General features: G+C 49.4%; 12 protein-coding genes and 1 rRNA gene. 11 read left to right on the top strand and 2 right to left on the bottom strand.

Annotation, left to right across the window (positions count from 1 at the left end; all coding sequences use genetic code 11):
* The first annotated feature begins 50 nt into the window (after positions 1–50).
* Positions 51–683: a LysM peptidoglycan-binding domain-containing protein gene (locus AAB417_03920; GenBank protein ID MEK7631145.1), complete on the top strand. Its 633-nt coding sequence runs from the start codon at positions 51–53 to the stop codon at positions 681–683.
* Positions 684–739: 56 nt separating this feature from the next.
* On the opposite strand, the gene thrS is transcribed toward AAB417_03920, so the two are convergent.
* Positions 740–2,470, bottom strand: coding sequence for a threonine--tRNA ligase (thrS, locus tag AAB417_03915; protein ID MEK7631144.1), 1,731 nt, complete (start codon positions 2,468–2,470; stop codon positions 740–742).
* Between the two features lie 3 nt (positions 2,471–2,473).
* Positions 2,474–5,665, bottom strand: a complete 3,192-nt coding sequence (locus AAB417_03910) for a DNA polymerase III subunit alpha (GenBank protein MEK7631143.1) — start codon at positions 5,663–5,665, stop codon at positions 2,474–2,476.
* 24 nt (positions 5,666–5,689) lie between these two features.
* Between AAB417_03910 and AAB417_03905 the strand changes: the two genes are divergently transcribed.
* The 10 genes from AAB417_03905 to AAB417_03860 form a co-directional block, all read left to right on the top strand.
* Positions 5,690–6,301 carry a ribonuclease HII gene (locus tag AAB417_03905; GenBank protein ID MEK7631142.1) on the top strand — a complete coding sequence of 204 codons (612 nt, stop codon included), beginning with the start codon at positions 5,690–5,692 and terminating at the stop codon, positions 6,299–6,301.
* Positions 6,302–7,622: 1,321 nt separating this feature from the next.
* Positions 7,623–7,874, top strand: a complete 252-nt coding sequence (gene rpmF, locus AAB417_03900) for a 50S ribosomal protein L32 (GenBank protein ID MEK7631141.1) — start codon at positions 7,623–7,625, stop codon at positions 7,872–7,874.
* 48 nt (positions 7,875–7,922) lie between these two features.
* Entirely contained in the window at positions 7,923–8,783 is an 861-nt protein-coding gene (gene nusB, locus AAB417_03895) for a transcription antitermination factor NusB (protein MEK7631140.1), read from the top strand.
* Entirely contained in the window at positions 8,780–9,472 is a 693-nt protein-coding gene (rnc, locus tag AAB417_03890; GenBank protein MEK7631139.1) for a ribonuclease III, read from the top strand. The genes nusB and rnc overlap by 4 nt, the downstream gene beginning before the upstream one ends.
* 1 nt (position 9,473) lies before the next feature.
* Positions 9,474–11,603 carry an AAA family ATPase gene (locus AAB417_03885; GenBank protein ID MEK7631138.1) on the top strand — a complete coding sequence of 710 codons (2,130 nt, stop codon included), beginning with the start codon at positions 9,474–9,476 and terminating at the stop codon, positions 11,601–11,603.
* A 31-nt stretch (positions 11,604–11,634) separates the two neighbouring features.
* Entirely contained in the window at positions 11,635–11,868 is a 234-nt protein-coding gene (gene rpsP / locus AAB417_03880) for a 30S ribosomal protein S16 (protein ID MEK7631137.1), read from the top strand.
* 98 nt (positions 11,869–11,966) lie between these two features.
* Entirely contained in the window at positions 11,967–12,281 is a 315-nt protein-coding gene (locus AAB417_03875) for a KH domain-containing protein (GenBank protein MEK7631136.1), read from the top strand.
* A gap of 72 nt (positions 12,282–12,353) precedes the next feature.
* On the top strand, positions 12,354–13,004 hold the full coding sequence (gene trmD / locus AAB417_03870) for a tRNA (guanosine(37)-N1)-methyltransferase TrmD (protein MEK7631135.1): 651 nt from the start codon (positions 12,354–12,356) through the stop codon (positions 13,002–13,004).
* Entirely contained in the window at positions 12,974–14,095 is a 1,122-nt protein-coding gene (locus AAB417_03865) for a glycoside hydrolase family 1 protein (GenBank protein MEK7631134.1), read from the top strand. The genes trmD and AAB417_03865 overlap by 31 nt, the downstream gene beginning before the upstream one ends.
* A 351-nt stretch (positions 14,096–14,446) precedes the next feature.
* Positions 14,447–15,156, top strand: a 16S ribosomal RNA gene (locus tag AAB417_03860); the annotation flags it as partial.

The following is a 15,156-nucleotide window of genomic DNA, read 5'->3' as shown; positions in this document are numbered from 1 at the left end:
GTAAAATATTAATCGAATCAACCCATGTTTCCAATGCCATAGGAGGGCATATGAGGGGATGGAAAACTGTTCTTTTCGTACTGATCGCGCTTTGCGTGATCGCAACCAACAGTGAGGCGCGAACCTACACTATCCAGCCAGGCGACACGCCGAGCGAGATTGCGGGTAAGTTTACCCCGTCTCTCGAAGAGCTTCGCGCGGCCAATCCTCGCACGAACTTCTCGGTTCTGAGCGTCGGCGACAAGGTCGTCGATCCGCGCCCAGAGCCGGCCGAGCTCAGGCGACTCGAAGGCGAAGTCGCGCGGCTCAAAGGAGAGCTTGGAGGTGTCACCAAAGAGCGTGACGATCATGTGCGCGAGCTCGCAGCGTCACATGGTCTCAATGACACGCTCGACGGCAAGGTGGCAGAGCTCGAGCCGCTCGCAAATCAGGCTGAGTCGTATCGTGACCGGTTCTGGAGCTGGGTCGTTGGGCTTGCGGTGGCGTTTGTTCTTGCGCTCATTGACATCGCATGGCAGGCGCGCGTGCGGCGTCGGCTCGATCGCAAGATCATCAACTTCCAACAGGAGGTTGCTCGCGCCCGCGCAGATGGCGTGATGGCAGCCGCCGCTTCGCGTGCGCAAACCGCATCACGGCCAGCGCGCGCGAATGGCGCCGACACCGGCGCGCATCATCCGCACTAGCGGGTGTACAACCGAAGAGCTCGAGGGGATGACTCCCCTCGAGCTTATTTTTTTAGTTAGTTTTTTGTGTCTTCGGGAAACTGTTCGAGAGAGATTGTTTTCGTGTCTTTCATTCCGCGCGTACGAACATTTACTTGGCTTGCCGCCACTTCTTTTTCACCAATGACAAAGATATACGGCACTTTTTCCATCTCTGCTTCGCGAATTTTTTTACCAATCGATTCATTGCGTGTATCGAGTTCAATACGAACACCCTGAGCTTTGAGTTTTCCCGTTACCTCGTTTGTGTAGTCAATCACCTTATCATTGATCGTTAAAATCTTTACTTGCACGGGGGCGAGCCAAAATGGAAACGCGCCGCCGTAGTGTTCGATGAGAATTCCCAAAAAGCGTTCGGTCGATCCTAAAATCGCGCGATGTATAACCACCGGGCGTTTTTTCTCGCCGTCAGAATCAATGTACTCAAGCTCAAATCGTTCGGGTAAGTTCATATCGAGCTGAATGGTCGAGAGTTGCCATGAGCGACCAATGACATCTTTGAAAATAAAATCGAGCTTGGGGCCATAAAACGCCGCCTCTCCTACGCCGATTTCATGCTGCCAGCCGCGCTTTGAGATGACGGAGGTCAGTGTTTTTTCGCTTTCTTCCCAAATAGCCGGGTCACCTATGTATTGCTCTTTATTTTCAGGATCATGTGTTGAGATACGCACCCAGAAATCTTTAAATCCAAATGTTGCATAGGTTTCTTCGATCATGTCGAGCATTTCTTCTATCACTTCCTCGATTTGATCTTTACGGGTAAATACATGGCAATCGTCTTGGGTAAGTGATCGCACGCGCGTAAGGCCCGAGAGCTCGCCAGATTTTTCGTGGCGATAGTTGGTGGTCGTGCAAGTCCAGCGTACAGGAAGCTCGCGGTATGAGTGTGGCGTGGTTTTGTAGAGCATCATAAAATGCGGGCAGTTCATCGGCTTGATGAAGTAGTCCGCCTCACGCTCAAGGTGCATAGGAGGATAGAGTGCATCGTATTTTTCTGCATGCCCCGATATTTTATACAGTTCACTTTTAGTGATGTGCGGGATCCAGATAGATTCGTAGCCACGCTTTTCTTGGAGTTCAGTAATAAAATTTTCAACGATTCGGCGGAGCGTAGCACCTTTCGGATAGAATAACGGCAGGCCAGGACCTACTTCTTCAGTGATAGCAAAAAGACCCAATTCTTTACCGAGTTTGCGGTGATCGCGTTTTTTAGCTTCCTCTAACATCGTTTGATGCTCGGCGAGCTCGGCCGGTGTATCAAAGGCAAGCGCGTAGACTCGTTGGAGTTGCGGGTTATTTTCGTCACCGCGCCAATAGGCACCTGCGATTGAGGTAAGCGCAAATGATCCTGCATCAATATCCCGCGTGTTGTCCGCATGACCTCCTTTACACAAGTCAGTAAAATCACCAATAGTATAGGAGGTCAGCTCGCGGCCTTCTTTTTCGTATTCATCTATAAGCTCGAGTTTATAGGGTTGATCGGCAAAGAGCTTTCTTGCCTCGTCGGCCGTCACTTTTTCTCCCGTCATATCAAGTTCTTGCCCGATAAGATCGCGCATTGTTTGCTCAAATCCTTCCAGGTCTTCTTCTTTGAGTTTACCGCCTAAATCAAAGTCATAGTAAAAGCCGTTTTCAATAGTAGGGCCAATACCGAGCTTTGCTTTGGGATATTTTGCCAGCACTGCAGACGCCAAAAGATGCGCCAGCGTGTGGCGTTTTTCTTCGATAGAGTTTTTTGAGTTTTTCATGGGTTATACGATAATCGGTTCTATTTTATTGCAAATCATGCTGGGCGTGCCGTTGCGTTCGTTGATCTTGCCTTGTATCGCAAAGAGTCCTTCGGGTATGAGCATGTGGCCGTAGATTTTGAGGTCAGAGGGGAACATGACACCCTCGATCTCACCCGAATCATCTTGTAATTTCAAGAATACCATAGGATCGCCGTTTTTGGTAAGGATGCGCTTGACCTCACCGAGCATGCAGTACACGGTGACCGTGCGCTTCGGCATTTTTTCTTTAAGTTCTCGAATAGGTTGTGATTTTGCCTGCAAGTGTTTTATTTTCTCAAGCGGATGACCGGAGACGTACAGACCCAACAGCTCTTTTTCCCATTTGAGTTTTACTTCTTGTGCGGCGGGTTCGACCGCTTCGAGTTTGAGCTGCGGTAGTGATTTGGGGTCAGCGATAAGACCAAAAAGAGAAGTCTGGTCGCTATGAGCATCGTGATGTGCCTCGCGCGCGTAGCCCAAGATGCGATCCATATTCATAATGATTTGGTTTCGTTCACCAAAGATATCGAGCGCGCCAGACTTGGCGAGTGCCTCGATAGATTTTTTATTGAGATCTCTGGTTTTTGCGCGCTCCAAAAAATTGGCAAGCGTGGCGTACGGGCCGTGCGCGTCACGCTCTTCTACAATGAGCGTGACGATATTGTGCCCCACATTTTTGACCGCACCCAGACCAAAACGGATATCGCCATCTTTCGTCACTGAAAAGCGCGCGCGCGATTCGTTGATATCCGGCGGTAAAATCTTTATTTTTTCTTGCGCGGCAATACCTACCAAAAAAGAGATGCGATCAATATTTTTTTCGTCAGAGTTCAGAAGCGATGCCATAAACTCTACCGGATAGTGAGTTTTCAAATACGCAGTCTGATACGCGATGGTGGCGTATCCAACCGCATGCGAACGATTAAATCCGTAGCGTGCAAAGGGCTCGACGAGCTTCCAAAACTCTTCGCCAAGGCGCCGCGAGCCAATAGTGCGTTCGGCGCCATCGACGAACTTGTTTTCTTGCTCACCCAACAGTTTTTTGATTTTTTTACCAACTGCTTTGCGGAGCGTATCTGCCTCAGGTAGTGAGAATCCTGCCAAGGCTTGCGCGGCCTGCATAAGCTGTTCTTGGTACACCATGATGCCGTGGGTGGGTGCCAAGATCGGCTCGAGTTTGGGGTGAAGATATTTCACCACTTCCTCGCCGTGTTTGCGCTTGATAAACGACGGGATAAGTTCCATGGGCCCTGGTCGGTAGAGTGCCACCATGGCCACGATGTCTTCAATGGTGGTTGGTTTGAGTTCTTTGAGAAAGCGCGTCATACCTGCGCCTTCAAGCTGAAAGACGCCAACGGTTTTGCCCTCGGCAAGTGTTTTGAACACTTTCGGATCGTCGAGCGGAATCGTATCGATATTGATATCTTTGTCGTAAATTCTTTTTACGCGCCGCAAAGTTTCTTCAATGATCGAGAGGTTGGAAAGACCCAAAAAGTCTACTTTCAAAATACCAAGGTCTTCGATGGCATGCATTTCAAACTGCGTGACGATTGATGATTTTTGGTCTTCTTTCCCGGTGGCGTATTGGAGAGGGATAGTATGGGTGAGTGGGTCTTTGGTGATAACTACCGCGCAGGCGTGGGTAGATGCGTGGCGCACGACGCCTTCGAGTTTCATCGCCGCGTCGAGCAATTTTTTGCCGTCATCAGTGCGGTTATACAAATCCGCGAGCTCGGGTACCATGTCGATGCATTCTTTAAGATACCCATCTTTATGGCCTTGGTTGGGATTAAATGGAATCATCTTGGCGACACGGTCGCAATAGTCATATGGATAGCCGAGTGCGCGGCCCGTATCACGCACTGCCGCACGCGCCGCCATAGTACCAAAGGTGATGATTTGCGCTACATGGTCGCGGCCATATTTGCCTGCGACATATTCGAGCACTTCGTCACGGCGAGTATCAGCAAAGTCTACATCGATATCAGGCGGGCTGATACGCTCGGGGTTCATAAAGCGCTCAAAGAGCAAATTATATCCGATAGGGTCGACATTAGTAATACCAAGTACATAGGCGACGAGTGACCCCGCGGCTGATCCGCGCCCAGGACCTACGACGATATTTTTTGATTTCGCCCAATTGATAAAATCTTGCACGATCAAAAAGTATTCGGTAAATCCAGATTTTTCTATAACAGCCAATTCATATGCGAGGCGTTCGCGTGCCACATCGGCGTTGTCAGGATAGCGCGCAGGCAAGCGTTCGTTGCATAGTTTTTCAAGATACGAGTTTGCCGTCTCGCCATCAGGCAGATCGTAGTGCGGCAGTTGTAAAACACCGAGTGGGATTTCGATATCAACGCGCTCCGCGATACGCACGGTATTTTCTATGGCTTCGGGTAAGTCTTTGAAAAGTTCGGCCATTTCTTCAGACGAGCGAAATGAAAAATCGTCTCGTTTCATCGTCAGGCGATCATCGTCATCAAGACGCGTATTTGTCTGCACCGCGAGCAATACATCTTGCGCTGCGGCATCATCGGCGTTGGTGTAGTGAATGTCTTGGGTAGCGACGAGCGGGATATCGAGCTTACGCGCAAGCGCTATAAGTTGCGTCTGTAATTTATCGTGGTTAGGGATCGCGGGGTGATGCGAGATCTCGATAAAAAAGTTTTCTTTGCCGAAAATATCGATATATTCGCGCGCAAGGTCTTCGGCGCGCTCCGATTCGCTCGCCAAGAGCGCGCGCGGAATTTCACCCGTCATGCACCCTGAGAGCGCGACAATGCCTTCATGATGTTTACGGAGTAAGTGCTTGTCGATGCGCGGTTTGTAGTAAAAACCTTCGAGCGCGGCGATACTCGCGAGCTCTACCATGTTGCGCCAGCCGGTAGCGTTGGTAGCGAGGAGTGTAAGGTGATAGCGCTTGTCATCAATACCCGATACTTTCTCATGAAGGTCACGCCGCGCGATATAGGCCTCCATGCCGAGGATCGGTTTAATCCCAGCCTTTTTTGCTTTTTGATAAAACTCGATAGCGCCGTATAAGTTTCCGTGATCGGTGAGTGCGAGTGCGGGCATTTTGCAGGCGACTGCCTTGGCGACTAGCTGATCGATTTTTGAGAGCCCATCTAAAAGTGAGTAGTGAGAATGTGTGTGGAGGTGGACGAACTTCATAGTGAAATTGTATCGTAAAAGGATATGGTACGAAATGCTAGACAGCCAAGGCAAGGTGTGCCGAAATACATCGTTGGTATCGATGAGGTAGGGCGGGGGCCGCTTGCGGGGCCGTTGACCGTGGGGTTGGTACGGATGCCTGCCAAAATGCCGGCCGCATTTTTCTCAGGTATTCGTGATTCCAAAAAACTGACCGTAAGGCGGCGCGAAGAATGGTTTTCAAAAATTAAGACACACAAAAAGCTCATCTATGCGGTTATATCAATATCGGCGAGTGATATTGATAAACACGGCATCTCACATGCGGCGCGCTTGGCGATTGAGAAGGGGTTGGTTAAGCTCGCAGTCTCTCCTGCGTCTTCATATATAATGCTCGACGCGGGCCTACGCGCGCCGCGCGAATTTCGCCAAATTAGCATTATAAAAGGGGATGAAAAGATTCCCGTTATCGCTGCCGCATCCATCATGGCCAAGGTGACGCGCGATCGTACCATGGTGCGTATGCACACCAAGTATCCAGTCTACGATTTTGCTTCACACAAAGGGTATGGAGTGAGGGCACATATTTTAAATATTAAAAAATACGGTCTTTCGGCCATTCATCGCAAAACATTTTGTAAAAGTTTTGTTGCGTAAAAAAAGAGCTCCATGGTGCTGGAGCTAAAGGGGAGTGCGTGGTGCGGGAAGTACGGGGGGCCGCTTCCCCCGCGAGCACCTTGAGAGCAAAATCCGACTTTCCCGGAACTATTAAAATCATTATTCTATAGTAGATGTCCGGTACTCATCTTTTCTTGCCATCCTGGCACAGTGGTTTCCACGCTTCGCGTCGCGGCTGAATTTCACACAACCTTGCTGTTTCAGGCACAGGCCTTCAACAAAGGGTTCCCTGGGGACACAGGGCGTGTGACACCACGACGCCTATTCGAAAAGTGACGAGGTTCATTTCGTCTAAAATCATACTATATTTTTATTACTTTGTAAACTAAAAGAGCGGAGGACTCAGCCATGGATGCTTCCATGCTTTGTCTACTCCGCTCTGCACCCGAGCGTTGCCCGCCCGAAGTGGAGTGCTTTGAAAATAAAGTACTAGTTCATCTCACTTGCGCGTGATGGCTTAGTATTTTATTTTCCTATGAATGTACTGAATTGAATTATAGTGCGGGGCCCTCGCAAGCGAGAGCCCCGCACTTCGCGTTGTCGTATGTCGCTTGGGATACCCAGCCATCTAAGGCTGGTTGTCTCCCATGGGTGACGAGAACGCTTCCGGGGCTAGGCTCGAAGGCCGCTCCTTGATGCCGGTGAAGGACCGGCGGCCGTTGGGATACCTGCGTTTGTTCAACTGCAGGCGTTGCTCAAGGGAGTGATCGATACTCCTCAAAAGCGTCATGGTGTCATCACCTCATGCATCAGAGCGGACTGCCCGCGGGTGCGATCCGAAGACCGCACCCGCGGGAGCCATGTGGAGCCACGAAGCGCAGCTTACCCATGGTGCGACTCCGAGGGGGGCCGGGAAGGGTACGAGCTGAGCCAAGGTTCCACATTGCGGGGCAGGCATGTCAGAATCCGCCGAACACCTCACGAAGAGGAGTCGACGAACCTGACCACGCTACCCCCATCGACGGCGCGCCGTGCGCCGGCCGATCAGGTCTTGCCGTCGGCGACGTCGCCGGTGTTGTTGGTGATCATTCTCAAAAACGGAAACTGGACGCTGCACTGCGTGCTCGGGTCCTTCATGGTTTTCAACCCTCTGCTTGCCTCTTTTTCAAGGGCAAGCTCTAGTGAGTATCATTCTGCATTCGCGGCGATGCTTATTGCAGAACTAACCCAACTGTTCTGAAAGCATTATAGCGCTTTATCTAATATATGTCAAGTCCACTTTGAGACGCGTCAAAAAGCCTTATTTTGAGGGTGATAAAGCTATTTGCCTTCAAATAGAGGTTATGGTAGTCTTATTTGCATGACAGTACGGATGCGGCATACCCGCTCACACACCGGCAATCGCCGATCGCACCATGCGATCAAGGTGCAAAATCTCGCCAAATGCGAGAAATGCGGCTATTCAATTCGCCCACACACCGCTTGCGTTAACTGCGGCACCTACCAAGGGCGGCAGATTATCGATGTGCTGGGTAAGCTCAACAAAAAAGAGCGCAAACAAAAAGAAAAAGAACTCAGTGCGCAAGAAGAAACGGCGCGTACTGAAAAGTAGAAAAGTCAACACACCTTCGTTCTTTTACACGCTTACACATACTATTTTATGGCATCGAGGCATCTCGCGCGGTCCATCGCAATGCAATCCCTCTACGAGTGGGATTTTAATGGCGCCGGTCCAACAATCGCTGAAGATATTATAGTACGCAACCTTGAGGAATTTGGTCCGGGGCTTGACGATGCGGGTTTTGTTCGTGCGCTGGTCACGGGGGTCGCCGAAAAGCGTGAACAACTCGACGCGATTATCGAACGCGCGGCGCCCGAGTGGCCACTCTCACAGATAGCAGTCGTCGATCGCAATGTGTTGCGGATCGGGCTTTGGGAACTTCTCTTTGGTAATTACAAGGAGGTGCCCCCAAAGGTAGCGATCAATGAATCAATCGAACTCGCGAAAACTTTCGGCGGGGAAAATTCTGGCAAGTTTGTCAACGGTGTCTTGGGCACGGTATACCGCGAGCTCGGCGAGCCAGGCAAAGACGAAACTTCAAAGAAATATAGTCCCGAGGAGCTTGAAAAGTTGCCGCTCGAACGGCGTGCGGGAGCTGTCGTGATGCGTGGCGATCACATCGCGTTTGTGCACGATGTGTTTGGCTATTGGACACTACCCAAAGGCCGCATTCAGGCCGATGAAGAAGATATTGTAGGCGCGCGCCGCGCGGTAATGACCGAGATCGGTATCGATAATCTCGAACTCTCGCGTCAGCTCTGCGAGAACCAGTATGTGGCGCACGACCCCGAGGCGGGTCCAGTGCGAAGGCGTGTAGTATACTTTCTCGGTTCCACTACTCAAAAAGATTTGCATCTCAAGGCATCTGGTGGGTTGGTAGAAGCAAAATGGTTTCGCAAAGCTGATTTATCCGGACTAAAAATGTACGACGACATTCGCAAAATACTCGAAAATATATGATAGATCCCGTAGCATTCGAATTGACTCTTGGCATCTCATTTAAAAACAAAGATCTCTTAACGCAGGCGCTCACGCACCGCTCATATTTAAACGAAAACCCTGGTTTTCGATTAGGTCATAACGAACGACTCGAGTATTTGGGCGATGCAGTCTTGGAGCTCGTGGTTACCGCAGATCTGTATGCGCATTTTCCTGATAAGCCGGAAGGTGAGTTAACCTCAATTCGCGCGGCACTCGTGAATGCCGAGATTTTAGCCGGCATTGCCGCTGATATGAAAATGGGCGATTATTTGCTTTTGTCGCGCGGTGAGAAAAAAGACACCGGTCGTGCTCGTCACTACATTTTGGCAAACGCATTTGAAGCATTTGTAGGTGCGCTATACCTCGATCAAGGATACGACGCGTGCGCTGATTTCATCCAAAAATATCTCTTAAAACATACCGGCGAGGTGGTAGAAAAACGCTTGTGGAAAGATCCCAAGAGCTCATTTCAAGAAGCAGCGCAAGACCGTGTAGGCGTTACGCCAAATTACAAAGTTTTGCGCGAGGCAGGTCCTGACCACCAAAAGAAGTTTTTTGTAGGAGCTTTTCTTGGCACCATACTTGTTGCTGAAGGCAGTGGCTTATCCAAACAAGATGCCGAGGTAGAAGCGGCCGAAAACGCTTTGCGCGAAAAAGGCTGGGGGTAGTATGTACTTTAAGAGTCTTACGCTCTCGGGTTTCAAATCATTTGGCAAATCAACGGTTTTTGAATTTCCCTCGCGCATTACATCAATAGTAGGGCCTAACGGTTCAGGCAAATCCAATATAGTAGAAGCCATCCGCTGGGTATTGGGTGAGCAGTCGATAAAATCGTTGCGAGGTAAAAAAGGTGAAGACCTTATTTTCAACGGATCTGATAAAGCAGCACGCCTCGGTAAGGCCGAAGCTAAGCTTATTTTTGATAATTCCAAAAAACAGTTTCCCTACGAGTTTGATGAAGTCATAATCTCACGCCGCGTGATTCGTGATGGTACCAACGAATACTTACTTAACGGTTCGCAGGTACGCCTCAAAGATATTTTCCAACTTCTCTCCACTGTCGGTTTTGGTTCAACCCAACATCATATCATCTCGCAGGGTGAGGTAGATAGAATTTTGTGGGCATCACCGCGCGATCGTCAAGAGATGATCGAGGAAGCACTTGGGCTCAAAGAGTATCACTTAAAAAAACGCGATGCTGAACGAAAGCTTGGTGAGACGGAAAACAATTTACGCCAGATCGATGCACAGGTGCGCGAGCTTCGTCCCCATCTTAAATACTTGGGTGTGCAGGCAGAGAAGATGAAAGCGACCGAAGAGTATCGTATCGATTTACAAGAAAAAGCGTATCTCTGGGCGTCACGCGAACGCGCCGCTCTCGCCGAGATTACTGATGATGTTGCCGTAGAGCGTGACCCACTCGAAGAATCATTGCGTGAAAAATCAGCGCGCATCAAAGAACTTACAGGCGAGATTGCGCGTGCTGAGAAATCATTTTCTGGGCTCGAGATAAAAGATGCTATCAAAGAAAAGCTCACCGAGCTCGATGAACGCAGGCGCGCGCTCGAGCGCGAATTGGGTCGTATCGAAGGACTTTTGGCTGCAGGCGCCGGATCAAAAGACTCGGAAGTATCGGTAAAGATGATCACGGGCGAGCTTCGCGAGACCCTTTTGTTTGTCAAAGAAATCGCCGAAAAAGAGAGTTTTGAGACGCTCAAATCAGGACTCAATGATATCAAGGTTCGTCTCGAAAAACTTCTGAAACTTTCGGTAGGTGATCGTGACTCGGCAGGCGACCTGTCGCTCGAAAAAAAGAAGCAGGAGATGACATACGAACTGCGTCAGATCGAGCATACGGTCACCGATCTTCGCGCAAAGCGCGAGGAGACAGGCGCGGTGCGTGAAGATACCTTGCGTGAACTGCGAGAGCGTGAGCATGAGATCCGTACGGAAGAACGCGAGTTGGAAGCTATCCGTGCCAAGCTTCGCACACTTGATTTTGAAGGTGAAAAATATAAAGTGCGTCATGCCGAACTCGCCAATTTTATGCGCGACCTCAAGATTGAGGCAGATGTGCTCCCCAAGACCGAGGCATTTGAAGGTGACGCTGACCGTGCGCAGCTTATGCGCCAGATTGAACGCTTGCGTATCAGACTTGAAGAGGCGGGGGGTATTGATGTCTCAGTAGTTAGAGAATATGAAGACACCAAATCACGCGATGAGTTTTTGACGCGGGAACTTCGCGATATTAACGATGCCGCAGGACAGCTCAAATCTTTGATGAAAGAGCTTGATCAGAAACTTCACGAGAAATTTTCCGAAGGACTTGAAAGTATCAACGAAGAATTTTTGGCGCTCTTTCGTAGTGTATTCGGTGGTGGTAAGGCAAAGTTGGTCTATGTCTCGCCGCAGGTCAGTGAGATAGGCGAAGTGGTTGAGGGCGGTATTGAGATAGAGCTTGATATCCCACGCAAGCGTTTGCGGAGCCTTGATATGCTCTCGGGCGGTGAGCGCGCGCTGACATCGGTAGCGCTTTTGTTTGCGATGTCCGCGGTCAATCCACCGCCATTTTTGGTGCTCGACGAGACTGATGCCGCGCTTGATGAAGCAAACTCGCAGCGCTATGGGGACTTACTCGAACAGCTAGCCCAAAAAACTCAGCTGATTATTGTCACACATAACCGCCATACTATGCAGCGCGCGGGTATTTTATACGGTGTCACTATGAGCGGTGACGGCATTTCTCGTGTTATCTCGCTGAAGCTTGAAGAGGCAAAAGAGTTCGCCAAAGAGGGTTGACGCAAAGAGCTCTTTCGGGTAGAATTGCACCATGCTTAAAATCAGATTACAGCGAGTTGGCCGCAAAAATGACCCGTCATTCCGGGTTGTTCTGATTGAGTCTTTCCGCGCCCCCAAGTCAGGCGCGGTACAAGAGATTCTTGGCAACTATGACGCTCGCCAAAAGCGTATTGTACTCAAGCGCGATCGCATCGACTATTGGCACTCAAAAGGTGCACAGATCACACAAACCGTCTCGAGCTTGATGAAGCGCGCAGCAAAATAATATTTGTGCACAAATAAAAAAGGAGTCTTGCTCAAGGCTCCTTTTTTTGTTACGGTGGGAGTAGTTCAAAAGGTCGCCGTAACTGAATGATACATACTATGTCAGAAAACGCAGACAAACACTTTCTCGAGTTCGTCGTGAAGGCGCTCGTGGACAATCCTGATGATGTGAAAGTTGATCGCAAGGTTGACGAGATGGGCGTGTTGCTCACTCTCAAAGTCAATTCGGCCAATATGGGCCAGGTCATCGGTCGCAACGGGAATACCGCGAAAGCTCTTCGCACGCTCCTTCGTGTGGTTGGCATGAAGCACAATGCTCGTGTCACTCTCAAAATTGAAGAGCCGGAAGGCAGCGAACGCCGCCCCCCGCAAGAACGAAAAGTAATGGACGATTTGAGCGATTTGAACCTCTAATCGTTGATAGTAAAATAAAAACCCCGCAGCTGCGGGGTTTTTATTTGGTGGTATACTAAAAGCATATATTCTATGAGATTTACTATCCTTACATTGTTTCCAAAAGCGTTTGATTCGTATTTAGGCGAGTCAATGATGGCGCGCGCGCAAAAAAACAAACTTATCAATATTGAGATTATTGATATTCGTCATTCTACGAGCGACAAACACCACACCGCAGACAGTAAACCGTACGGTGGTGGTCCTGGTATGGTGATGCGCGCGGAGCCGATACTTAAGGCATTTGGTGCCATCAAAAAAAAGAGTAAAAAAATACGCATTATTATTACATCAGCCGCGGGCAAACAGTTCACCAATACATCCGCGCGCGCGTATACCAAGAAATATGATCATTTGGTCATTATCGCGGGGCATTATGAAGGCATCGATGAACGAGTCAAAAAAGCACTCAAGGCCGAAGAAGTCTCCATCGGAGATTATGTGCTAACGGGGGGTGAGTTGCCAGCGCTTGTTATGATCGATGCCATTTCTCGTCAGATCCACGGTGTTTTGGGGAGCGCTGAATCACTCGAAGAGTCGCGCTTGGGCGCGGGTGTATCAACCTACACGCGACCAGAAGTCTTTGTGTATAAAGGGAAAAAACTCAAGGTGCCTCAAGAGCTCGTGTCAGGGAACCATGCTATCATCGAGGTGTGGAGGAAAAAACATCAAAAAAAGAAATAACTTTTTATTGGGGAGCAGCAACATCGTCTCATCAAGTCGAAGGCAATACACGCAATGATTGGTCAGACTTTGAGCGCGAGCATCACCTTATGCCTTCGGGTCTTGCCTCTGATCACTATCATCGGTTTCGTGACGATTTTGAGTTAGCAAAACACTTGGGTCATAATGCCCACCGGTTCTCAATCGAATGGTCGCGCATCGAGCCGCGAGAAGGCGAGTTTGACGAAAAAGAAATCCAGCATTATCGCGATGTGGTCGCAGCACTCCGTGAGCGGGGGATGGAGCCGTTTGTGACGCTCTGGCATTGGACGGTGCCGCTTTGGTTTCGCGATCAAGGTGGTTGGACAAGCAAAAAAGCACCTACGCAGTTTACGCGCTTTGCAGGTCGCATGGCAGACGCCTTACCGGATGTAAAATTTTGGATTACACTCAATGAGCCCAATGTGTACACGACGCATGGGTACTTGCGGGGCAATTGGCCACCGGGCAAAAAGTGGGCGTTTATGCAGTATCGTAGGGCAAATCATATGCTTGCCGTGGCTCACAAAAAAGCATATGCGCGCATCAAGCAAAAAAATAAAAATGCCGAGATAGGTATCACGCAAAATATTATCTGGTTCTCACGCAGAAGTGGTTGGTTCAAAGATTTTTTCTTTAATCATTATTTTGTACGACTCGTACGCGATCACCAAGATTTTGTAGGTATCAATTATTATTTTTCCGACCGGAAGACAAAGCAGTATTCGGATATGGGTTGGCCTATCGATCCAGAGGGTTTTCATCAGGTACTGCACGCGATGACTCGTTATAAAAAACCTCTCTATGTGTTTGAGAACGGCATCGCGGATGCCAAGGATGATAGGCGCGCCGAGTTTATCCATAGTCATATCGGTGTCCTCCAGCGTGTGATGCATGAGGGGGCTGACATACGCGGATACTTTTACTGGTCACTCTTGGATAACTTTGAGTGGGACAAGGGTTTTGGCCCTCGGTTCGGTCTTGTCGAGATAAACTATGAGACGCAAGAGCGTCGTATACGGAAAAGCGCTTGGGAGTACAAGCGGATCATCAAAAATGCCCTACGGTCATAAGGCGAAAACTCCTTATTTCCCAAGCACTTTTTGGCCACATAAGGGGTTGACATAGCAACAGGGGTCGCCTATAATGTAACGAATCGCTACATTTTGAAAAGGTAAGTAGTTCCGCGGTTGTTTTTGACTCTATCGAAAATAGTCGCGGATTTATTTTTTGAAAGAACGTTGAAAATTTAGGACATATATATTTTCCCAAAAATATATATGGAATATCAAAAATCCGTCGAAGGTACTCGTCACAAGATGTCGCTCTGCCTTCGGCAGAGCGAGTCTAGTGATATTTCTTTAAGAGCCTGATTTTGACGCGACTGAGTTCGTGGCAAAATCAGATCACTACTTAATAGATTTTCTATTGAGAGTTTGATCCTGGCTCAGGATGAACGCTGGCGGCGTGGATAAGGCATGCAAGTCGAACGGAACTTATTTAGTTTGAGATGCGATTACATCAAGTCAAAGATTTTGTAAGTTTAGTGGCAGACGAGGTAGGAACACGTAGGTACTTACCCGAAAGTCGGGCATAACGAGCCGAAAGGTTCGCTAATTCCCGATATTGTGGAAACACGAAAGGAGCAATCCGCTTTCGGAAAGGCCTGCGGGCTATCAGCTTGTTGGTAGGGTAACGGCCTACCAAGGCTATGACGGCTAGGGGGCGTGTGAGCGCGTTCCCCACCGACGGAACTGAGACACGGTCCGTACACCTACGGGTGGCAGCAGTCGAGAATCTTCGACAATGGGCGAAAGCCTGATCGAGCGACGCCGCGTGCGGGATGAAGTCCTTCGGGATGTAAACCGCTTTTAGCAGGGAGGAAAAAAATGAGAGTACCTGCAGAATAAGGGCCTGCAAATCTCGTGCCAGCAGCCGCGGTAATACGAGAGGCCCGAGCGTTATCCGGAGTTACTGGGCGTAAAGGGTGCGTAGGAGGTGGTGTTAGTCGATGTTTAAATCTTTGGGCCCAACCCAAAGCCTGGCATCGAAACGGCACAACTTGAGGGCGCGAGAGGTAGATGGAACTCATGGTGGAGGGGTGAAATCCGTTGATATCATGGGGAACACCAAA

This window comes from Patescibacteria group bacterium, assembly GCA_038064855.1.
Lineage (GTDB): Bacteria > Patescibacteriota > Minisyncoccia > Ryanbacterales > GWA2-47-10b > SICQ01.
The sequence above is the reverse complement of the archived record's forward strand: the minus strand, read 5'-3'. Positions and strand labels throughout refer to the sequence as shown.

Coding starts and splice junctions, on each gene's coding strand:
- rpmF (MEK7631141.1), top strand. CDS start 7,623: ATGACAGTACGGATGCGGCATACCCGCTCACACACCGGCAATCGCCGA.
- AAB417_03910 (MEK7631143.1), bottom strand. CDS start 5,665: ATGAAGTTCGTCCACCTCCACACACATTCTCACTACTCACTTTTAGAT.
- rnc (MEK7631139.1), top strand. CDS start 8,780: ATGATAGATCCCGTAGCATTCGAATTGACTCTTGGCATCTCATTTAAA.
- trmD (MEK7631135.1), top strand. CDS start 12,354: ATGAGATTTACTATCCTTACATTGTTTCCAAAAGCGTTTGATTCGTAT.
- rpsP (MEK7631137.1), top strand. CDS start 11,635: ATGCTTAAAATCAGATTACAGCGAGTTGGCCGCAAAAATGACCCGTCA.
- thrS (MEK7631144.1), bottom strand. CDS start 2,470: ATGAAAAACTCAAAAAACTCTATCGAAGAAAAACGCCACACGCTGGCG.
- AAB417_03905 (MEK7631142.1), top strand. CDS start 5,690: ATGGTACGAAATGCTAGACAGCCAAGGCAAGGTGTGCCGAAATACATC.
- AAB417_03885 (MEK7631138.1), top strand. CDS start 9,474: ATGTACTTTAAGAGTCTTACGCTCTCGGGTTTCAAATCATTTGGCAAA.
- AAB417_03875 (MEK7631136.1), top strand. CDS start 11,967: ATGTCAGAAAACGCAGACAAACACTTTCTCGAGTTCGTCGTGAAGGCG.
- AAB417_03920 (MEK7631145.1), top strand. CDS start 51: ATGAGGGGATGGAAAACTGTTCTTTTCGTACTGATCGCGCTTTGCGTG.
- nusB (MEK7631140.1), top strand. CDS start 7,923: ATGGCATCGAGGCATCTCGCGCGGTCCATCGCAATGCAATCCCTCTAC.